This window comes from Agromyces protaetiae, from assembly GCF_004135405.1.
In the GTDB taxonomy this organism is placed as follows: Bacteria; Actinomycetota; Actinomycetes; order Actinomycetales; family Microbacteriaceae; genus Agromyces; species Agromyces protaetiae.
Map to the genome: position 1 here is coordinate 1,028,746 of NZ_CP035491.1, position 18,867 is coordinate 1,047,612.

An 18,867-nucleotide genomic window follows, 5' to 3' on the forward strand; every position below is an offset into this window, starting at 1 on the left:
CGGTACGCAGCACCGCGGGCGCCGAAGTGCCGGTGGGCTCAGGGGGAACCTGTTCGACGGGGGGCGACTGGGCAGGCGAGGTGCGTCAGGCGCCCGGGCGGACGACTCCGTGCTCGTACGCGAACACGACGGCGTGCACGCGGTCGCGGAGCGCGAGCTTCTGCAGCACCTTCGACACGTGCGTCTTGACCGTCGACTCGCCGACCCAGAGGCGCTCGGCGATCTCGGCGTTCGAGATGCCGAGCGCGAGGAGTTCGAGCACTTCGCGCTCGCGGTCGGTGAGCGCATCGACCGCGCTCGGCGCGCTCCCCGGGCCGCGATCCGTCGCAGGTCGCCCTTCGTTCGGGCCGGGAAGGGCCGCATGCGACGGATCGGCAGAGGCGGACGCGGGTTCGACCGCGCCGCGCAACCGCCCCGCGGCGGCAGCCGCGATCACGGCGCGGGTGACGTCCGGTGAGAGGAGCGCGTCGCCGCGGGCCACGACCTGCACGGCGTCGATGAGCTGTTCGGGGCTCGAGTTCTTCAGCAGGAACCCGCTCGCTCCGGCCTCGAGGGCCTGGAAGAGGTAGTCCTCGCGGTTGAACGTCGTGAGCACGAGCACCGCCGGACGGGTGCCGCCCGCGACATCCTCGACGATCCGTCTCGTCGCGGTGAGCCCGTCCATGCCGGGCATCTGCACGTCCATGCACACGACGTCGGGGTCGAGCCGTGCGACGGCCTCGATCGCGGCCTCGCCGTCGGCGGCTTCGCCGACGACCACGATGCCGGGCTCCGAGTCGAGGATGGTGCGGAATCCGGCGCGCACGAGCGCCTGGTCGTCGACGACGAGCACGCGGATGTCGCGGGGCTCGGCCGTGCCCGCACCGCTGTCGCTCACGCTCCGACCTCGCTGCGACGGAGGGGCAGGCTCGCCCGTACGAGGTACCCGCCGCGGCGGCGCGGCCCGGCCTCGAGTTCGCCCCCTGCCGCCGCGACCCGCTCGCGCATGCCGACGAGTCCGAGTCCCGCGCCTCCGGCGCGCCCCGCGGTCGCGATCGCCCCGACACCCGTGTCGCACACTTCGAGCTCGAGGATGTCGTCGCTCCACCGCACACGTACGTCCGCCGTCGCCCCGGCGCCGCCGTGCTTCCGCACGTTCGTGAGCGCCTCCTGAACGAGCCGGTAGGCCGTGACGCCGATGAGCCCGCTCGTCGGCACCGGATCGCCCACGACCGAGAACTCCGTCGGCAGGCCGTTCGCAGATGCTTCGTTCGCGAGCGAGGGCAATTCGTCGACTCCGTGCGGTGCCGCGTCGATCGGACCCGTCGCCGGCGAGGCATCCGAGTCTCCGGAGCGCAGCGTGCCGAGCAGCCCGTGGAGCTCGGCGACCGCCTCGCGCGCGCTCTGCTCGATCGCACTGAGCGACTCGGCCGCGAGCGCCGGGTCGCGGTCGAGCACGCGGCGCGCGGCGCCCGCCTGGACGCCGATGACCGAGACGTGATGCGCGACGACGTCGTGGAGCTCGCGCGCGATGCGGAGCCGTTCGAGCGCGACCGCCTGTTCGCGGGCGCGTTCGCGTTCGTCGGCGAGTTCGCGCGTGCGCTGCTCGAGCGCGGTGCGCTCACGAGCCGAGCGGTACGCCGTGTCGCCGAAGTACCAGGCGCCGCCGAAGTAGAGCAGGTTCGTGAGGATCTGGATGAGCGCGAACGCGACGTAGGGCGAGAACGGTCCGCCGCTGCGCGAGAGGTCGGGGAGGTAGTCGGGTGCGTTCGACGAGATGATGAGCCACCAGAACAGCCAGCCGAACATCGCGACGACGATGATCGTGCGCACGACGAGCACGCGCAGCCGGCTGCGACCCCACGCGCCGACCGAGTACACGGCCATGAAGAGCGCGATGTTGGCGAAGAGCGTGTCGCCGACGCCGATCTGCCCGCCGATCATGAAGACGGCCGCGACGACGAGGGCGACGATCTCGGGCGCGATGCGGCGGAATGCGAGGGGGAGGGCGATCGCGACGGCCCAGACGGGCACGCTCCACGCCGGCAGCTCGAGCGCGACACCGGCCGTGCGGAAGAGCACGGCGCTCACGAGCGAGCCGACGAGGATCGCAGCGGCCAGGACCGCGTCGTTGCGGATCTGCGCGCGGGTCGGGCGCGGACGCACCCACTCGACGCCGTCGACGACGGGCGAGAGCGCTTCGGATGCCTCGGACATGCGTTTCACGCTAGCCGCGGCGCGCGGCCGAGGCATCCGTCACGCGACGGATGTCGCGACTGTCGCTACGCTCATCACCCATGACCACCCCTACGACGCCGACGAAGCCCGTCAACCTGCCGCTCCGCGAGCGGCCGATCGACATCTTCTTCCTCGTGATCTTCGCGCTCTTCACGATCACGAGCATGATCAGCGACATGGTGCCGACCCTCGGCGTCGACTTCTCCGACCCGTCGTCGAACTTCTTCGTCAACTCGAACTGGTGGTATGCGCACGACGCCGACCCGCTCTTCATGCATCCGCCCGTGTGGATGCGGATCGTGACGGGCCTCTCGGCGTTCGTCTACCCGTTCTTCTACGTGCTGCTCATCGCGTCGATCCTGCGCGGATGGAACTGGATCCAGCTGCCGAGCGTCATCTACGCGACGATGATCGCGTCGATCACGGGCATCATCGTGTTCGGCGTCGAGTTCTTCGGTGAGCCCGAGTTCATCACGCACAACGCGACGAAGTTCCTCGTGTTCAACCTGCCGTACGTGCTCATCCCGATCCTGCTGCTCATCCGGATGCGCAAGCCGCTGCCCTTCACGCGCAAGTTCTGACAGCGTCAGAGGGCGGCGCTTTCGGATGCCTCGGCCGCGCGCCGCACATGGCTGCGGGCGTGCTCGACGGCGGGGGCGAGATCGTCGAACAGGTGCTTGTGGTGCCGGAGCGACTTGATGACGCCGACCCGCTCGGCGAGCTGCATGTGCCGGGTCTGGATGCCCTTGACGAGCACCGTGACCCCGCGTCGCTCGAGCGCCTGGATGAGCTCGGTGACGACCTGCGCGCCCGTGGCGTCGAGGATCTGCAGCTGGGACATCCGGATGATGACGACCTCGATGCCGCGGATGTCGCCGACCCGTTCGAGCATCCGCTCGGCGGCGCCGAAGAACAGCGCGCCTTCGAGGCGGAAGAGCGCGATGCGCTCGTCGCCGGGCTGGGCGGGACCGGGGAGCTCTTCGCGATGCACGCCGCTCGACCGGGCGAGCGCGCGGAGCGCGAAGAAGGCGGCCGCGGCGATGCCGATCAGGACGGCGTAGATGAGGTCGAAGCTCACGGTGATGAGGGCCGTCGCGACGAAAACGATCGCGTCGGCACGGGTGGAGCCGACGACGCTTCGGACGGTCGCGGTCGACACCATGCGGACGGCCGTCACCATGAGGACGCCCGAGAGGGCCGCGAGCGGGATGACTCCGACGAGGGCCGCCCCGAACGATACGACGAGGAGCAGCAGCACGGCGTGCGTGATCGCGGCGAGGCGCGTGCGGCCGCCCGAGCGGACGTTGACGGCCGTGCGGGCGATCGCACCCGTCGCGGGCATGCCGCCGAAGAATCCGGCGGCGATCGACGCGAGCCCCTGGCCGACGAGTTCGCGGTCGGCGTCGTAGGGGCCCGTGTCGGAGATCGAGGCCGCGACGCGCGCCGAGAGCAGCGACTCGATCGCCGCGAGGGCGGCGACGGCCGCGGCGGGGCCGACGAGGCTCGCGACGACGGCCCAGTCGGCGCCTGGGAAGGTCGGCGCGGGCAGGCCCGCAGGCAGTTTGCCGATCGTGTCGACGGGGAGGGCCGCGACGACGGCGATGATCGTGACGACGATGATCGCGACGATCGAGCCCGGGAAGCGCGGATGGATGCGCGGCGCGAACACCATGATAAGCGCGACGACGGCGACGATCGCGAGCGTCCACCCGAGCTCCGGCCAGCGGGCGGTCGGCACGGCCTCGACCGCGGCGAGGAACGCGTTCGAGCTCGGCCCCGGAGCGACTCCGATCGCCGCAGGCACCTGCTGCAAGAAGATGATGACCGCGATGCCGAGCGTGAATCCCTCGATGACCGGCCACGGGATGTAGGTCACCGCGCGTCCGAGCTTCAAGGCGCCCGCGACGAGCACGATGAGCCCCGCCATGAGGCACACGATGCCGAGCACGCCGAGGCCGTGCGCAGCGACGATCGGCCCGAGCACGACGACCATCGCCCCTGTCGGCCCAGACACCTGCACGTTCGATCCGCCGAACACGGCCGCGACGAGTCCCGCGACGATCGCCGTCACGAGCCCCGCCTCGGCGCCCGCGCCCGACGACACCCCGAACGCGAGTGCGAGCGGCAGCGCGACGATGCCGACGGTCACGCCCGCGAGGAGGTCGCCGCGCCACGTGCGCTTCAGGTCGCGGTAGTCGGATGCCGCGGGCAGCAGGTCTCTCGTGTGCGACCACGCGCGGCGGAGCGCCGACGAGACGCGCGCGGGGGAGGCATCCGACCGCTTCGAACCATCCATGCTCATGCGTGCACCGCGCTCGGAACCGGAGGGATCTCGGGGAGCCCGTCGCGCTCGACGAGCTGTCGCTCGGTCGTCGCGAGGATCTCGCCGAGGAGCGCGCGCGCGACGCGGAGCAGGTCGGCGACCTGCGGATACGCGAGCCGGTAGTACACGAGGCTCGCGCGCCGCTCGGCTTCGACGAGCCGGTTGCGCCGCAGCACGGCGAGGTGCTGCGAGACGTGCGAGGCCTCGAGGCCGGTGGCGGCGATGAGTTCGGAGACGGATGCCTCGGGCTGCGCCGAGAGCACCTCGAGTACGCGGATGCGGATGGGGTGCGCGAGGCCTTTGAAGAGGCCGGCCTTGACCTCGTAGAGCGGGCGGTTCGGTTCGCTCAGCACGAGCGTCTCCCTCGACATGACGATATGAGGGAATCATCATATCGTGCGGACGCGAGAGCACGTAGGGGTGGAACGTCGATCAGCGCTGCGTCGTCGTCTTCGACGGCAGGAACTTCGCGACCGCCCATGTGATGATCGCGGTGAGGATCCAGACGACGACGGCTGCGAGCACCCACGCGCCGAGCCCGTCGAATCGAAGCCCGCCGGGGAACCACGTCGCGATCCACAGCGCGAGCGCCGTCGAGATCAGCCCCGCGACGCCCGCGACGGTCGGAGCCGCCTTGGCGAAGAGCTGCTCGACGAGCCAGGCGAGGAACGTCTGCACGACCGCGAACACGATGACGGCGAGGATGAAGCCGCCGAACTGTGCGCGGAAGCCCGGGATCAGGAGAGTTGCGATGAAGAGGGCCAGCGCGGCCGTGCCGAGGAAGATCGCGAGCCGGATGAGGATACGCACCATGCGGTGAGCGTATCGTCCGGCGGTGCTCCCGTCACCGGCCCGATACATCGAGCGGTCGGCCCGGAAGGTTAGGGTGTCGGGGTGAGCCCGAAGCAGACCCCTGCGTCGCCGAAGAAGGACCTCCCTTGGATGCGGCGCGCGATCGGCGTCCGGCGGGGGCTTGCGTGGGCGACCGTCGGGAGCCTGTGCGTGCTCGTCGTCGCGATGCTCGCGAGCCTGATCCCGATCTCGGCCGGAGCCGAGGCGCTGCCCCTCTGGGTGCTCGTCCCGCTGATCCTCTCCACGGTCGGCCTCATCGGCGCGGGGTCGCTCATGGCGGTCTGGTCGCGGGTCCTGAAACTCGAACAGCGGCGTGGAACCGGCGAAGACCTCCCCGTGCTTCGCAGATGGGAGCTCGCGAACACGTCGGCGCTGGTCGTCGGAATCGCCTGCTTCCTCGTGGCGGCGCTCGCGACCGCGGGCTTGAGCGCGATGTCGGACGCCGGGGAGACGTCGGTCGACCGGTACCTCCCGGCGGTCGCCGTGCTCGCCGCGGTCGGCGTGGGCCTGTTCCTCGTGGCGTTCGTCGGCGGCTCGGTCGCCGGAGGCATCGTCCTCGCGGGCGCTCGTTGGTGGTGGGTCGGGTTCGTCTTCAGCGTCGGAATGCTGCTGCTCGCCTACGGGCTGACGGGGGCGATCTCGCCTGCACCGGGGATGCTCCTGGTTGCGGTCGGCGTCGGGGGCTACTTCTGGGCGCTCAGCGTCGGGCTGCGCGGCAAGCGCGCCGGGGCGATCGAGGCCCGTCGGCGCAAGGAGGAGGAGTCGGGCGACTGGGCGCGATTCCTCGACTCCCGACGCTGACGAGCAGCGCGACCGCCCGAGTCGCGGGAGGACGCTTCCGAGACCGCTTCACCAGACGCACCCCCTTGTGAGGGGCGCCGGAGTCGCCTATGGTGGCCGGGATGCTCCGACTTCGACGACGACCGCGCCCTCAGGGCATCGGTGCGCGTCTCGAGCAGTCGAGCTCGATGTCGAGCGCTGCGGGTAGGCAGCGCGCATATCGCGAACGGATGCGTCGCACGCGCGCCGCGGTCGTCGTCTCGTCGCTCGGGGTCGTCGCGATGTGCGCGGCCGGCGTCGGCATCGGCGCCCAGGCGGCAATCGGCGGCGGCGACGGGCCCGGCGTCATCGGAAAGTGGGTCGGCGTTGTGCCCGCCACGCCGAACGACGAGGTCGACCACGAGCCGCCGGCGGAGCAGGCCGGTGTCGGCGGGGCCGATATCGGCGTCGACGAGTCGGCCGAACCCGACCCGCCGACGCCCGTGCCCGCGCCGACGCCCACCCCTGTGCCGACGCCGGCGCCGACTCCCACGCCCGCGCCGACGCCCGTGCCGTCGCCGACCCCCGAAGCCCCCGCCCCGACAGACCCGGCACCCGAGGAACCGCAGCCGACCCCCGACGAGCCCACGCCTGCGGATCCGGCCCCCGACGATCCGGCGCAGCTTCCCGAGGGCGGTCCCATGCCGGAGCATCCGGACGCGCCCGAGGACGGCGCGCCGGTTCCGCCGCCCGCTGAACCCGAGGAGGATCAGCCTCCGGTGGGCGCCGACAGCGTCACGACCGACCCGTTGGGCCCCGAGGCATCCGTCGACCAGAGCCCGACGACCGACGCCGCGAGCTGATCCTCGAGGCCTGCGAGCGACTGCACGCGGAAGATCACGGCTGCGGCCGAGGCATCCGCCTTCGCGAATCCCTGCGCGAGCGAACGCATCCACGACTCGCTCGCGGCCTTGACGGCCGTGTAGTTCGCGCCACCGGCCGACGGGGCGAGCACGGTGACCGACGACACGATCGCGATCCGACCGGCGGTCGACGCGACGAGGTCGCCCCAGAACGCGCGGCTCACGTGCCGGAGCGCCGTGAACGACCGCTCGAGGAACCGGTAGTCGTCGTCGCTTTGCCCCGGGATGCCGCCGCCGCCCCGCCAGCCGCCGACGAGGTGCACGACGCCGTCGATCGCGCCGTCGCGCGCGTGCACGCGCATCGCGAGTTCGAGCACGGCGTCTTCCTCGGTCAGGTCGGCGACTTCGGCGGCGACGTCGCCGAGGTCGCGCAGTTCGGCTCCGACCGCCTCGATGCGCGCGGGATCGCTGCCGACGACGACGACACGGGCGCCCGCCGCGAGCAGCGCCCTCGCGACGGCGCGACCCGACTCGCTCGTCGCGCCCGCGACGAGGACCGTGCGGCCCGAGACATCCTTCATGTCGGAGACATCCGTCATGCCGTCATTCTCGTCGTCAAACGGCCGACGCGCCCGTAATGCCCACCGTCGACTCGATGACGGGCTTCATCTTCTTGTCGAGCGCCTCGAAGAACATCGACAGCGGGAACTCGTCGTCCATCACGAGGTCGGTGTAGCCCTTGGGCGGGCCCGCGAGCACCTCGCGCGGCAGCCCCTCGGCCCACATCGACGCGGGGTTCGGCGTCACGACCGACGAGACGAGTTCGTACGCCTTCAGCCAGTGCACGGTCTTCGGGCGGTCGATCGACTCCCAGTAGAGCTCGTCGATGGCGTCGCCGAGGCCGACGACGGCGTCGGCGACGCGCGTCCAGTCGAAGCTCAGCTCGACGTCGCGCCACTCGAGCACGTGCTGCTTGTGGAGCCACGCGAACAGCAGCTGCCCGCCGAGGCCGTCGTAGTTGCGCACGCGCGATCCCGTGATCGCGAAGCGGAAGATGCGGTCGAAGATGACGGCGTACTGCACGAGCTTGGCGTGCTCGCGCGCGACGGGGCCGGCCGTGACATCCCGCTCGATCTTGACCGACTCGCGGAACGCCGTGAGGTCGCAGCGCAGCTCTTCGAGCGAGTACAGGAAGAACGGCATGCGCTGCTTGATCATGAACGGGTCGAACGGCAGGTCGCCGCGCATGTGGGTGCGGTCGTGGATGATGTCCCACATCACGAACGTGCGCTCGGCGAGCTCCTGGTCGTCGAGGAGGGCGGCGGCGTCGGCCGGCAGTTCCAGCTTCGTGATCTCGGATGCCGCGCGCACGACCCTGCGGTAGCGGGCGGCCTCGCGGTCCTGGAAGATCGCGCCCCACGTGAACGGCGGGATCTCGCGCATCGCGACGGTCTCGGGGAAGAGCACGGCCGAGTTCGTGTCGTAGCCGGGCGTGAAGTCGACGAGGCGCAGGCTCACGAACAGCTTGTTGCCGTACTGGCCCGCTTCGAGTTCGGCGATGAACTCGGGCCAGATCGTCTCGACGACGAGCGCCTCGACGTGCCGGTCGGGCGATCCGTTCTGCGTGTACATCGGGAACACGACGAGGTGGCGGACGCCGTCGACGCGGTGCTGCTGCGGCTGGAACTCGACGAGCGAATCGAGGAAATCGGGCACGCCGAGCCCCTCGGCCTGCCAGCGGCGGAAGTCGGCCTGCAGGGCGGCGAGGTACGCGGCGTCATGCGGGAAGCGCGGCGCGAGCGCGGCGACCGACTCGACGATGACGTCGACGAGGGCTGATGCCTCGGCGCGGTCGGCATCCTCGGCGACCGAGCCGTCCTTCACCTGCAGCGACTGCAGCGTCGTCGCGGCGTCCTTCAGCGCGAGCCAGGATGCGTCGTGCTCGACGCCGTCGGCGAGGGCGATCGTGGCGGCGGTGACGACCTCGTCCTCGAGGACCTCGGGTTCGCCCACGATGGTGTCGACACTGGTCTGCGACATGGGAACCTCCGTTCCTCGAGGTCTGGCCGCCGTGTGCGCGGCGGGACGGTGCGACGACGGGAATCGCCGCGTTCATCAAGGCTAAGAGGCGAACCGCGCCGGTTGGTTGAGCTAGAACGCGGGAATCGTGCGTTCTGCGGGGTTATCGCGCGGATTTCCACCGTCCCGCGCAGTGAACCGGCGTGCGTGCCAGCCCGGAGGCCGTTTCGGACAGCACTGGGGGCGGCTGCGCCATCCGGGCCGAGAACGCGCGCCGATTCCGCCGCCGCGACGAGGGATGCTCCGGACGACGTGCCCCCGAGGCATCCGTAGCGTCAGCGACATCCCCCGATACCGAAAGGAAGCAGTCATCATGAACGCCAAGAAGACGAGCGCCGCGGTGCTCGTGGGAGCGCTGAGCGTCGCCGCCCTCGCCGGATGCGCCAGTCTTCGCGGACAGGACGGCGCGGCCCAGCCCGCCCCGCAGATCCAGTCCCAGACCGAACTGCAGGACATGGCTCGCGCGGAGGCCGCGCAGCTGCGTCTCGAGATCCGCAACCGCGAGCGCGCGATCAATGCCGCGAGCGACCGCCTGCAGGGGCTCGCCGACGCGTGGCAGCAGCGGCACTCGACGCTCACGCCGTCGCAGGTCGGCTCGTACGTCGCCGACGCGCTGCGTCAGGACAAGCAGGATGCCTCTCGCTTCCTGACTCCGTCGTCGGTCACACAGTTCGTGTCGCCGCCGTCGGCCGTCGAGTCGATGCGGCTCGACAAGAAGAACCTCCGCGTGCCGGTCGCCGACACCGTCGACGACGACCTCAGCCCCACGGCCCCTCGCCCCGAGGAGACGCCCACCCCGACGCCGCCCGGCTCCTCCGAGCAGGTGCGCCAGGTGAAGCAGGACGAGTCGCGCGAAGGCGCGGAATGATCGGTCGCGAACGCGGGATCCCCGAGCGGGATCCCGCGTTCGTGCGCGTGCGGGGCTTCGAGTGCGCCTGTCGGCGGTCGTCGTCAGAATGGGTGACGTGACAGCGACGGATGCCTCGGCGCCCACCGCGCTCGACGTGGTCCGCGCGCTCGACGAGCGCGCCGACCCCGTACGGGCGGCCGGCTCGCAGGGGTTCTTCAAGACCGGGCCGGGCGAGTACGGCGAGGGCGACGTGTTCCTCGGCGTGACGGTGCCTGCGACACGGGCGGTCGCCAAGCGGTTCGCCGACCTGCCGCAGGCCGAGATCGACGTGCTCCTCGAGAGCCCGGTGCACGAGCACCGGCTGTGCGGGCTCGTCGTCATGGTCGATCGCTTCCGCAGTGCGGGCCGCCCGCGCACGCGCGACGACGCGCTGAGGCTCGACCTGCACCGGGCGTACCTCGCGCACGTCCGCGCCGGGCGCGTCGACAACTGGGACCTCGTCGACGCCTCGGCCGAGTACCTCGTGGGCGGGATCTTCTACGAGATCGCACCCGTGCCCGAGGTCATGCCGGCACTCGTCGCCGAGTTCGCGGCATCCGACTCCCTCTGGGAGCGCCGCGTCGCGACCCTTGCGACCTTCGCGGCGATCAAGGCCGGCGACTCGCGACCGGCGCTCGCCGTCGCCGAGGTGCTCGTCGGAGACCGCGAAGACCTCATCCGCAAGGCCGTGGGGTGGATGCTCCGCGAGGTCGGCAAACGTGTGAGTCTCGACGACCTCCTCGGCTTCCTCGACGAGTATGCGGCCCGGGTGCCGCGCACGATGCTGTCGTATGCGACCGAGCATCTGAGCGCCGAGCAGCGGGCCGGCTACCGCGCGATGCGGTGACGCCGTGATGCGGTGACGCGGTCGTACCGCGAAACAGGCATAGCCAAGGCATAGGGTCGTCGCTTAGCCTCGACGGAGCACCCCGCCCCCTCCCACTCGAAACGAGGCACCTCCATGGCTGCATCCAGCCTGTCCCCCGCCGTCAAGCTCCTCTTCCCGACCATCGGACTCGTCGGCTCCGCCGCGGTCACCGTCGTCGGCGCGCTCCTCACGTCGCAGGCCAACACGACCCTCGTGACCGCGCTCACGAGCCAGACCGAGACGACCGTCATCGACGTCTACGCGAGCCAGTCGGCCGTGCAGATCTTCGCGGCCGTGCTCGGCGCCGGCATCGTCGGCATCGTCGTCTCGCTCGCCGCGTTCGCGCTGCTCATCGGCCTCGGCGCCTTCTCGTCGTCCGACGAAGAGCCCGCCCTGCCCGCCGACGCGGACGACGACTTCGACGACGTCGAAGAACTCGAAGTCGCGGTCGCTCCGGTCGCCGCCGCTCCCGCGGTCGACGAGGTCGTCGCCGACGCCCCGATCGCCGAAGCCGTCGAGTCGACCGAGGTCGCCGCGGCCGAGGCCGAGGGTGCGATCGACGACGTCGCAGAGGCCGCCGCAGCCGAGGCCGACGTCGAGGACGACGCCAAGAAGGCCTGACCTGCCCCACAGCTCGGAACGGGCGCCGATCTGGGAATCCAGGGCGGCGCCCGTTTCGGCGTTCCAGCGGCTTCGGGTCTGAGCGGCTTCGGGTCTGAGCGGCTTCGGGTCTCAGCCCGCGAGCACCTCGGCGATGCGCGTCGGCACGGTGGAGTCCTGCAGCGAGGTCGTGTCGCCGAGCGTGCGGCCCTCGGCGAGGTCGACGAGCAGGCGCCGCATGATCTTGCCCGAGCGGGTCTTCGGCAGCTCCTTCACGAACACGAGATCGCGCGGCTTCGCGATGGGGCCGATCGCGGTGGCGACGTGCGCGCGGAGCGCGGCGGCCCGGGCGAGGGCCTCGGGCGAGACATCCGCCCGATGTTCCGCACCGTCTGCCGTGACGACGAACGCCGCGATCGCTTCGCCCGTCGTGTCGTCGGAGACGCCGACGACCCCCGCCTCGGCGACCGACGGGTGCGCGACGAGCGCCGACTCGATCTCGATCGTCGAAAGCCGGTGGCCCGAGACGTTGATGACGTCGTCGACACGGCCGAGGAGCCAGACGTCGCCGTCGGCGTCGAGCCGCGCGCCGTCGCCCGAGAAGAAGAAGCCGCGGTGTGCGAAGCGCGCCCAGTACGAGTCGCGGTACCGCTCGGGGTTGCCCCACACCGTGCGGGCCATGCCGGGCCAGGTGCCGTCGATGACGAGGTAGCCGCCCTGGCCGCGGGCGACGTCGTCGCCATGGTCGTCGACGACGCGCGTCGTGAGGCCGGGGAGCGCGTGCAGCGACGAGCCCGGCTTGAGCGTCGAGAGTCCCGGGAGCGGCGCCATGACCGCGGCGCCCGTCTCGGACTGCCACCACGTGTCGACGATCGGTGCGCGGCCCACGCCGATCTCGGCCCGGAACCACTCCCACGCGGCGGGGTTGATCGCCTCGCCGACCGAGCCGAGCAGACGGATCGTCGAGAAGTCCCAGCCGCCTGAGGGCACGTTTACGGCTCCGGCCGCGAGCCCCTCGGGGAACCAGCTCATGAACGACCGCACGAGGGTGGGCGCCGTGTAGTACGTCGTGACGCCGTAGCGCTCGATGATCTCGAAGTGCCGCCCCGCGTGCGGGGTGTTGGGCGTGCCCTCGTAGATGACGCTCGTCATGCCGTGGAGGAGCGGCCCGTAGAGCACGTAGCTGTGCGCCGTGACCCACGCGAGGTCGGCCGTGCACCAGTACACGTCGGAATCGGGCTTCGCGTCGAACACCGAGCGGAAGGTGCTTGCGACATGGGTCAGATACCCGCCGGTCGTGTGCACGAGGCCCTTGGGCTTCCCGGTCGTGCCTGACGTGTAGATGATGAAGAGCGGGGTCTCGGCGTCGAAGGCTTGGGCATCATGGCGGTCGGATGCCTCTGCCAGCGCCTCGTGCCACCAGACGTCGCGGCCCGTGGTGAACGGGGTGTCGGGCGTCTCGTCGCCCGTGCGGCGCACGACGACGACGTGCTCGACGTGGTCGAGCCCCGCGACGGCTTCATCGACCGCGGCCTTCACACCGACGGCCGTGCCGCGGCGGAACTGCCCGTCGCTCGTGACGACGACCTTCGCCCGCGTGTCTTCGACGCGGAATCGCAGCGCCTCGGCGCTGAACCCGCCGAACACGAGCGAGTGCACGGCGCCGAGCCGCGCGACCGCGAGCGTCGCGACGACGGTCTCGATGAGCACGGGCAGGTAGAGCACGACGCGGTCGCCCTGTTCGACCCCGAGCGCCGCGAGGGCGTTCGCCGCGCGCGACACCTCGCGCTCGAGTTCGGCGTAGGTGATCGAACGACGGTCGCCGCGCTCGCCCTCGAAGTGGAACGCGACGCGGTCGCCGTGTCCTGCCGAGACGTGCCGGTCGACGGCGTTCACCGCGGCGTTCAGCTGCCCGCCCGCGAACCAGGTCGCCTTCGGGATCGTCGTGCCCGAGGCATCCGTCGGCTCCCACGTGTGCAGGGTCTGCCAGGGCTCCGCCCACTCGAGCAGCGAAGACTCGCGCGCCCAGAACGCGAGCGGGTCGGCGGCGGCAGCCTCGACGAAGGCTGCGTCGACGTTGGCCTGCGCGGCGAAGGCGGGGTCGGGCGGGTAGACCGCCGCGTCGCCGCCGAGGGCCGTGATGGGGGCGGACATGCGGCACTCCGATCGGACGGGAATCGAGGGATGCTTCGACGCTAACCCCGCCGCCGCGGACTCTGCCGCGCGGCCGACCACGGGCGTAACACCCGAGCGCGACGCGCGGTGCGCACGCGGGCGGTCACGCCCAGCGGCGCACGGCCCAGCGTTCGAAGAGGCCGAGGAGCGCATCGCTGAGCTTGCCGAGCACGGCGAGCAGGATGATCGCGAGGAAGATCCGGTCGATGCGGCCGTTGTTGCCCGAATCGACGAGGAGGAAGCCGAGGCCCATCGAGCTCGCGATGAGCTCGGCGGCGACGAGGAACAGCCACGACTGCGCGAGCGCGAGGCGCAGCGCGGAGACGACCGACGGCACGACGGCGGGCAGCTGCACGGTGCCGAACAGGCGGAGGCCCCCGAGGCCGAACGCGCGGCCCGCCTCGATGAGCTGGCGGTCGACGTGCCGCAGCGCAGACGCGACGATCGTGTACACGGGGAAGAACGCGCCGATCGCGATGAGCGTGATCTTCGACTCCTCGCCGATCTTGAGCCACAGGATGAGGAGCGGAACCCACGCGAGCGACGGCACCGCGCGGATCGCGCCGAGCGTCGGAGAGAGGAGGATGTCGCCGAGCCTCGAGAGCCCGACGACGGCGCCCAGCACGAGACCGATCGCGGCGCCGATCGCGAAGCCGATGAAGACGCGTTGCGTCGAGATCGCGACGTAGAGCCCGAGGAGGCCGCGCTCGGCGAGGTCGACCGCCGCGAGCCACACCATCTCGGGGCTCGGCAGCATCGACACGGGCACCGCGCCGCTCGTCGAGACGAGCTGCCACACGGCGAGCAGCACGATCGGGATGAGAGCGCCGCCGACGATGCGGAACCAGCGGCGGTCGACGAGGCGCGTGCGCGCGCCGTCGGAAGCGGAAGAAGCGGTGACGGATGCCTCGCCGACGCGCCGATCGACGCCCGAGGCGCCGGCGGCTCCGGCCGCGGCCGCACCGAGCGCACCGACCGACACGGGGGCGGCGAACTCGGCGTCGGCCGAGGTCACGTCAGGCGAGACATCCGTCATGGTCGTCAGCCTTCGAAGCGCGACGCGTCGGCCTTCGTGGCGAACGAGTCCTCGATGATCGTGTCGAGCGCGTCGTCGACCTGCTGCTGCGTCGCGACGTCGCCGAGCTCGACGAAGATCGGGCCGATCTTCTTCAGCACCTTGACCTGCGCGTCGCCGGGGACGTGGTCGACGTCGAGGTTCGAGCGCTCCGTGATGACCTTCGTCGCGACCGCGAGGTCGAGGCCCGCGACGTCGGCGAGGATCTGCGCGGTCTCTTCGGGGTGCTCCTGCGCCCACGCACGAGCGTGCTCGTAGGCGTCGACGACGGCCTGCGCGACCTCGGGCTTGCTCTCGATGAAGTCCTCGCGGGCGTTCAGGAAGCCGTAGCTGTTGAAGTCGACGTTGCGGTAGAACAGCGTCGCACCGGCCTCTTCGGCACCGGCCATGATCGGGTCGAGGCCCGCCCACGCGTCGACCGAGCCGTTCTGCAGGGCCGCCCAGCCGTCGGCGTGCTGCAGGTTCTGCACCGTGATGTCTTCGGGCGAGAGACCCTCGGCGGCGAGCGACTGGAGGAGGAAGAAGTACGGGTCGGTGCCCTTCGTCGCCGCGACCTGCTTGCCCTTCAAGTCTTCGACGCTCGAGATCGACGAGCCCGCGGGCGCGACGAGCGCGGCCCACTCGGGCTGCGAGTAGATGTCGATGACCTTGATGGGCGAGCCGTTCGAGCGCGCGAGGAGCGCGGCCGAACCGGCGGTCGAGCCGACCTCGACGGCACCGGCGCGGAGCGCCTCGTTGGCCTTGTTCGAGCCCGCCGACTGCACCCACGTGACCTCGAGGCCCGTGTCTTCGAGCCAGCCCTGGTCCTTGATGATGAGGCTCAGCGGGTTGTACGTCGCGAAGTCGATCGCGAGGGTCTGGCCCTCGAGCGACACCGCCTCACCGGCCTCGGCGGTCGACGCGGGCTCGGCGGCCGGGGCGTTCTCGCCCGCGACGCAGCCGCTGAGGAGGAGGGCGCTCGCGGCGGCGCCCGCGACGAGCGCGGCGCGGAGGGATCGGGTGGTGGTCATCGTGGCTCCTCGTTGGGTGGGGGTGGAGGGGTCGGATCGGATGGGCGGGTCAGTAGGGGAAGGCCGGGACGCCGGGCACCTGCTGGATGCCTCGGGCCTCACCGTGCCGGTCGATGCCGAGCCCGTCGAGCAGGCGCCCGCGGAGTTCGGCGAGTTCGGCGGAGCCGCGGTCGCGGGGACGATGGCCCGGCACGACGACGGTCTGCCGCACGACCGCGCCCGGACGGGCGGGGCCGAGTTCGTCGTCGTCGGGCTCCTGGCCGAGCAGGATGATGCGGTCGGCGAGCTGGAGCGCCTCGTCGACGTCGTGCGTGACGAGCAGCACGGTCGTCGGTTCGGCGGCGTGCACGTCGAGCAGGAGGTCTTGCATCTTGAGCCGCGTGAGCGCGTCGAGGGCGCCGAACGGCTCGTCGAGGAGGAGCACCGAGGGGTTGCGCGCGAGCGCACGGGCGAGGGAGGCCCGCTGGGCCATGCCGCCCGAGATCTCACGCGGACGGTGGCCGCGGAAGTCGGCGAGCCCCACGAGCTCGGTCAGACGGTCGACCTGTTCGCGTGCCGCGGCGCGGGACGTGCCGCGCGGCAGACCGAGCGCGACGTTCTCGGAAACCGAGCGCCACGGCAGGAGGCGCGGCTCCTGGAACCCGACGGCGCACCGCACGTCGAACTGGGCGACGGCCGTGCCGTCGATCGTCACGCGACCGGCGGTCGGACGGTCGAGGCCGCCCGCGAGGCGGAGGAGCGTCGACTTGCCGCACCCGCTCGGGCCGAGGATCGCGATGATCTCGCCCGCCTCGACGACGAGGTCGAGGTCGCGCAGCACGGGCCGGCGGCCGCCGTCCGGGGCGGCGAACGCACGGCCGAGCGCGGCGAACTCGACCGAGGCCGCTGCGGCGCCTGAGGTCGCGGACATGGCTGCTCCAAAGTCGAGGGGGATGCCCCGACGGTAGTTCGCCCCGAGACATCCGTCGCCATCCGGCGACCCACGACGTAACACGAGGCGGCAGAATGAAACGCATGACGAGGCAGGCATGACGAAGACGGCACGCGGAGCACGGGTGCTCATCACGGGTGCCGCGGCGGGTATGGGGCGCATGTACGCCGAGCGGGCCGTCGCCGAAGGCGCGGCATCCGTCACCCTGTGGGACCGCGATCGCGACGCACTCGACGCGACCGTGCGCGACCTCGAAGCCGCCGCCGCCCGCATCGCGGGGCAGACTCGCATCACCTCCGACGTCGTCGACGTCGCCGAGATGGGATCGATCGCCAAGCACGCGCACCGCGTGCGCAACAAGGTCGGCGCCCCCGACATCCTCATCAACAACGCGGGCATCGTGCGCGGCAACCGCTACTTCTGGGACACCGACAACGGCGACGACACCCGCCAGACGATGCGCGTCAACGCGCTCGCGCCCATGTATCTCGCGCACGAGTTCCTGCCCGACATGATCGGCGCCCCCTACCGAGCGAAGCGGATCGTCAACATCGCGAGCGCGGCGGGCACCCTCGGCAACCCCCGCATGGCCGTCTACGCGGCGTCGAAGGCGGCCGTCATCGGGTGGAGCGACTCGGTGCGCATCGAGCTCGAACAGGCCGGGCACACGAACGTCAAGGTCACGACCGTCACGCCGAGCTACATCTCGACGGGCATGTTCGCGGGCGCGACCGGGCCGCTCCTCGCGCCTGTGCTCGAACCCGGCTACGTCGTCGACCGGGTCTGGCGGGCGATGCTCGACGGCAAGCCGCTCCTCGAACTGCCGCGCAGTGTTCGCCTTTCTCGATTCCTGCGCGCGGCACTTCCGACGCGTGTGTTCGACGTCGTCGTGGGCGACGGGTTCGGCGTCTACAAGTCGATGCAGGACTTCACCGGACGGCAGAAGTGACCGGGGTGCGCCTCCGCGACGTCACCTACCTCGTGCGCGACCACGACGAGGCGCTCGCCTTCTTCGTCGACGCCCTCGGCTTCGTCGTGCGGCAGGACGAGACCTTCGAGAACGGCTGGCGCCGCGTCGTCGTCGGGCCCGCCGAAGGCGGCACCGGGTTGGTGCTCGCGCTCGCCGACGCCGGCTCGGCGAACTCGGCCGCCGTCGGCATGCAGGCGGGCGACGACGTCGCATTCTTCCTCGAGACCGACGACTTCAGTGCGCAGTACGAGCGGATGCTCCGCGCCGGCGTGCGCTTCAGGGAGGCGCCGCGCCACGAGGCCTACGGCACCGTCGCGATCTTCGAGGACCTCTACGGCGCCCCGTGGGACCTCATCCAGCCGCCTGCGGCGGGCTGAGGACGGGCTTACACGAACATCGGGCGGTCGAAGTCCTCGTCGTCTGCGTCGGTCGGCAGTTCGACGTCGACGAGCACGGGGACGTGGTCGCTCGGAGCGTCGCCCTTGCGCTCATTGCGGTGGATGGAGGCATCCGTCACCGCTTCGGCGAACGCCGCCGAACCCAGGATGAAGTCGATGCGGAGCCCCTCGTTGCGCGGGAACCGCAGCTGCTTGTAGTCCCAGTAGGTGTAGAGTCCTTCGGGCACGCGGTCGCGCACGACGTCGGTCACGCCCGCGTTGAGGAGCGTGAAGTAGGCGTCGCGCTCTTCGGGCGACACGTGCGTGGTCTGCCCGACGACGACCGTCGGGTCGCCGTTGTCGACGTCGAACGGCGCGATGTTGAAGTCGCCCATGAGGGCGAACGGCGTCTCGGGATGCTCGGTCGTCTGCGTGCGCGTGTAGTCGGTGAGGGCGGCGAGCCAGTCGAGCTTGTACGTCAGGTGCGGGTCGCCGAGCGCGCGCCCGTTGGGAACGTACAGGCTCCACACGCGCACACCTTCGACGGTCGCGCCGAGCGCGCGCGCTTCGAGCGGCAGGTCGGGGCCGTCATGGCCCTTCAGGAACCCCGGCTGGCCGGGGAAGTGCGTCTCGACGTCGGTGATCGGATGCCTCGACGCGATCGCGACCCCGTTCCACTGGTTGAGTCCGTGCGCGACGACCTCGTACCCGGCGGCCTCGAACGGCGCGTACGGAAACTGCTCGGGCTTGCACTTGATCTCCTGCATGACGAGCACGTCGACGTCTTCGCGCACGAGCCAGTCGACGACGCGGCCGAAGCGCGTGCGGATCGAATTGACGTTCCAGGTGGCGATGCGCATGGCATCAAGCGTATTCGCG

Annotated in this window: 20 protein-coding genes; 8 read left to right on the forward strand and 12 right to left on the reverse strand. The window is 71.1% G+C overall.

The window, feature by feature from the left end; genetic code table 11:
• Positions 1–85 precede the first annotated feature (85 nt).
• Positions 86–877: a response regulator gene (locus ET445_RS04785; protein WP_129189311.1), complete on the reverse strand. Its 792-nt coding sequence runs from the start codon at positions 875–877 to the stop codon at positions 86–88.
• The gene (locus tag ET445_RS04790; protein WP_243695330.1) at positions 874–2,196 is read right to left on the reverse strand and encodes a sensor histidine kinase; all 1,323 of its coding nucleotides are present in this window, start codon (positions 2,194–2,196) and stop codon (positions 874–876) included. Before ET445_RS04790 ends, ET445_RS04785 begins: the two co-directional genes overlap by 4 nt.
• 80 nt (positions 2,197–2,276) lie before the next feature.
• Between ET445_RS04790 and ET445_RS04795 the strand changes: the two genes are divergently transcribed.
• A complete protein-coding gene (locus tag ET445_RS04795) occupies positions 2,277–2,798 on the forward strand; it encodes an EXPERA domain-containing protein (protein ID WP_243695331.1) in 522 nt (173 codons plus the stop codon).
• Between the two features lie 5 nt (positions 2,799–2,803).
• Here the strand turns inward: ET445_RS04795 and ET445_RS04800 are convergent, their stop codons facing one another.
• The 3 genes from ET445_RS04800 to ET445_RS04810 form a co-directional block, all read right to left on the reverse strand.
• The gene (locus ET445_RS04800; RefSeq protein WP_208008639.1) at positions 2,804–4,513 is read right to left on the reverse strand and encodes a SulP family inorganic anion transporter; all 1,710 of its coding nucleotides are present in this window, start codon (positions 4,511–4,513) and stop codon (positions 2,804–2,806) included.
• Positions 4,514–4,515: 2 nt separating this feature from the next.
• Positions 4,516–4,911 carry an ArsR/SmtB family transcription factor gene (locus tag ET445_RS04805; protein ID WP_129189319.1) on the reverse strand — a complete coding sequence of 132 codons (396 nt, stop codon included), beginning with the start codon at positions 4,909–4,911 and terminating at the stop codon, positions 4,516–4,518.
• A gap of 61 nt (positions 4,912–4,972) precedes the next feature.
• Complete coding sequence (locus ET445_RS04810) at positions 4,973–5,353, reverse strand: phage holin family protein (RefSeq protein ID WP_165314294.1); 381 nt, start codon at positions 5,351–5,353, stop codon at positions 4,973–4,975.
• A gap of 81 nt (positions 5,354–5,434) precedes the next feature.
• Here ET445_RS04810 and ET445_RS04815 point away from each other — a divergent pair, with 81 nt between their 5' ends.
• Positions 5,435–6,193: a hypothetical protein gene (locus ET445_RS04815; protein WP_129189323.1), complete on the forward strand. Its 759-nt coding sequence runs from the start codon at positions 5,435–5,437 to the stop codon at positions 6,191–6,193.
• A gap of 209 nt (positions 6,194–6,402) precedes the next feature.
• On the forward strand, positions 6,403–7,014 hold the full coding sequence (locus ET445_RS17555; RefSeq protein WP_208008545.1) for a hypothetical protein: 612 nt from the start codon (positions 6,403–6,405) through the stop codon (positions 7,012–7,014).
• Here the strand turns inward: ET445_RS17555 and ET445_RS04825 are convergent.
• A complete protein-coding gene (locus ET445_RS04825; RefSeq protein ID WP_424922879.1) occupies positions 6,921–7,613 on the reverse strand; it encodes an SDR family NAD(P)-dependent oxidoreductase in 693 nt (230 codons plus the stop codon). The genes ET445_RS17555 and ET445_RS04825 overlap by 94 nt on opposite strands.
• Before the next feature lie 16 nt (positions 7,614–7,629).
• On the reverse strand, positions 7,630–9,054 hold the full coding sequence (locus tag ET445_RS04830; RefSeq protein WP_129189325.1) for a DUF6421 family protein: 1,425 nt from the start codon (positions 9,052–9,054) through the stop codon (positions 7,630–7,632).
• Between the two features lie 352 nt (positions 9,055–9,406).
• Here ET445_RS04830 and ET445_RS04835 point away from each other — a divergent pair, with 352 nt between their 5' ends.
• The 3 genes from ET445_RS04835 to ET445_RS04845 all read left to right on the forward strand — a co-directional run bounded on the left by ET445_RS04835 (position 9,407) and on the right by ET445_RS04845 (position 11,471).
• On the forward strand, positions 9,407–9,961 hold the full coding sequence (locus ET445_RS04835) for a hypothetical protein (RefSeq protein ID WP_129189327.1): 555 nt from the start codon (positions 9,407–9,409) through the stop codon (positions 9,959–9,961).
• Positions 9,962–10,058: 97 nt separating this feature from the next.
• Complete coding sequence (locus ET445_RS04840; RefSeq protein WP_208008546.1) at positions 10,059–10,829, forward strand: DNA alkylation repair protein; 771 nt, start codon at positions 10,059–10,061, stop codon at positions 10,827–10,829.
• 114 nt (positions 10,830–10,943) lie between these two features.
• Positions 10,944–11,471, forward strand: coding sequence for a hypothetical protein (locus ET445_RS04845; RefSeq protein WP_129189331.1), 528 nt, complete (start codon positions 10,944–10,946; stop codon positions 11,469–11,471).
• Positions 11,472–11,582: 111 nt separating this feature from the next.
• Here the strand turns inward: ET445_RS04845 and acs are convergent, their stop codons facing one another.
• The 4 genes from acs to ET445_RS04865 form a co-directional block, all read right to left on the reverse strand.
• The gene (acs, locus tag ET445_RS04850; protein WP_129189333.1) at positions 11,583–13,604 is read right to left on the reverse strand and encodes an acetate--CoA ligase; all 2,022 of its coding nucleotides are present in this window, start codon (positions 13,602–13,604) and stop codon (positions 11,583–11,585) included.
• Positions 13,605–13,728: 124 nt separating this feature from the next.
• Positions 13,729–14,661: an ABC transporter permease gene (locus ET445_RS04855; protein ID WP_208008547.1), complete on the reverse strand. Its 933-nt coding sequence runs from the start codon at positions 14,659–14,661 to the stop codon at positions 13,729–13,731.
• A 5-nt stretch (positions 14,662–14,666) separates the two neighbouring features.
• Positions 14,667–15,710, reverse strand: a complete 1,044-nt coding sequence (locus ET445_RS04860) for an aliphatic sulfonate ABC transporter substrate-binding protein (RefSeq protein ID WP_129189335.1) — start codon at positions 15,708–15,710, stop codon at positions 14,667–14,669.
• 49 nt (positions 15,711–15,759) lie between these two features.
• Positions 15,760–16,620: an ABC transporter ATP-binding protein gene (locus ET445_RS04865; RefSeq protein WP_129189336.1), complete on the reverse strand. Its 861-nt coding sequence runs from the start codon at positions 16,618–16,620 to the stop codon at positions 15,760–15,762.
• A gap of 118 nt (positions 16,621–16,738) precedes the next feature.
• Between ET445_RS04865 and ET445_RS04870 the strand changes: the two genes are divergently transcribed.
• Entirely contained in the window at positions 16,739–17,590 is an 852-nt protein-coding gene (locus ET445_RS04870) for an SDR family NAD(P)-dependent oxidoreductase (protein WP_129189338.1), read from the forward strand.
• The gene (locus tag ET445_RS04875; RefSeq protein WP_129189340.1) at positions 17,587–17,988 is read left to right on the forward strand and encodes a VOC family protein; all 402 of its coding nucleotides are present in this window, start codon (positions 17,587–17,589) and stop codon (positions 17,986–17,988) included. Before ET445_RS04870 ends, ET445_RS04875 begins: the two co-directional genes overlap by 4 nt.
• Positions 17,989–17,996: 8 nt before the next feature.
• On the opposite strand, the gene ET445_RS04880 is transcribed toward ET445_RS04875, so the two are convergent.
• Entirely contained in the window at positions 17,997–18,848 is an 852-nt protein-coding gene (locus tag ET445_RS04880) for an exodeoxyribonuclease III (protein WP_129189342.1), read from the reverse strand.
• Between the last annotated feature and the right edge of the window lie 19 nt (positions 18,849–18,867).

What these genes read in the sequence shown, in the direction of transcription:
- ET445_RS04860 (WP_129189335.1), bottom strand. Translation starts at nt 15,710, where the DNA reads ATGACCACCACCCGATCCCTCCGCGCCGCGCTCGTCGCGGGCGCCGCC.
- ET445_RS04855 (WP_208008547.1), bottom strand. Translation starts at nt 14,661, where the DNA reads ATGACGGATGTCTCGCCTGACGTGACCTCGGCCGACGCCGAGTTCGCC.
- ET445_RS04795 (WP_243695331.1), top strand. Translation starts at nt 2,277, where the DNA reads ATGACCACCCCTACGACGCCGACGAAGCCCGTCAACCTGCCGCTCCGC.
- ET445_RS04880 (WP_129189342.1), bottom strand. Translation starts at nt 18,848, where the DNA reads ATGCGCATCGCCACCTGGAACGTCAATTCGATCCGCACGCGCTTCGGC.
- ET445_RS04790 (WP_243695330.1), bottom strand. Translation starts at nt 2,196, where the DNA reads ATGTCCGAGGCATCCGAAGCGCTCTCGCCCGTCGTCGACGGCGTCGAG.
- ET445_RS04835 (WP_129189327.1), top strand. Translation starts at nt 9,407, where the DNA reads ATGAACGCCAAGAAGACGAGCGCCGCGGTGCTCGTGGGAGCGCTGAGC.
- ET445_RS04865 (WP_129189336.1), bottom strand. Translation starts at nt 16,620, where the DNA reads ATGTCCGCGACCTCAGGCGCCGCAGCGGCCTCGGTCGAGTTCGCCGCG.
- ET445_RS17555 (WP_208008545.1), top strand. Translation starts at nt 6,403, where the DNA reads ATGCGTCGCACGCGCGCCGCGGTCGTCGTCTCGTCGCTCGGGGTCGTC.
- ET445_RS04805 (WP_129189319.1), bottom strand. Translation starts at nt 4,911, where the DNA reads ATGTCGAGGGAGACGCTCGTGCTGAGCGAACCGAACCGCCCGCTCTAC.
- acs (WP_129189333.1), bottom strand. Translation starts at nt 13,604, where the DNA reads ATGTCCGCCCCCATCACGGCCCTCGGCGGCGACGCGGCGGTCTACCCG.
- ET445_RS04830 (WP_129189325.1), bottom strand. Translation starts at nt 9,054, where the DNA reads ATGTCGCAGACCAGTGTCGACACCATCGTGGGCGAACCCGAGGTCCTC.
- ET445_RS04810 (WP_165314294.1), bottom strand. Translation starts at nt 5,353, where the DNA reads ATGGTGCGTATCCTCATCCGGCTCGCGATCTTCCTCGGCACGGCCGCG.
- ET445_RS04825 (WP_424922879.1), bottom strand. Translation starts at nt 7,613, where the DNA reads ATGACGGATGTCTCCGACATGAAGGATGTCTCGGGCCGCACGGTCCTC.
- ET445_RS04800 (WP_208008639.1), bottom strand. Translation starts at nt 4,513, where the DNA reads ATGGATGGTTCGAAGCGGTCGGATGCCTCCCCCGCGCGCGTCTCGTCG.
- ET445_RS04870 (WP_129189338.1), top strand. Translation starts at nt 16,739, where the DNA reads ATGACGAAGACGGCACGCGGAGCACGGGTGCTCATCACGGGTGCCGCG.
- ET445_RS04845 (WP_129189331.1), top strand. Translation starts at nt 10,944, where the DNA reads ATGGCTGCATCCAGCCTGTCCCCCGCCGTCAAGCTCCTCTTCCCGACC.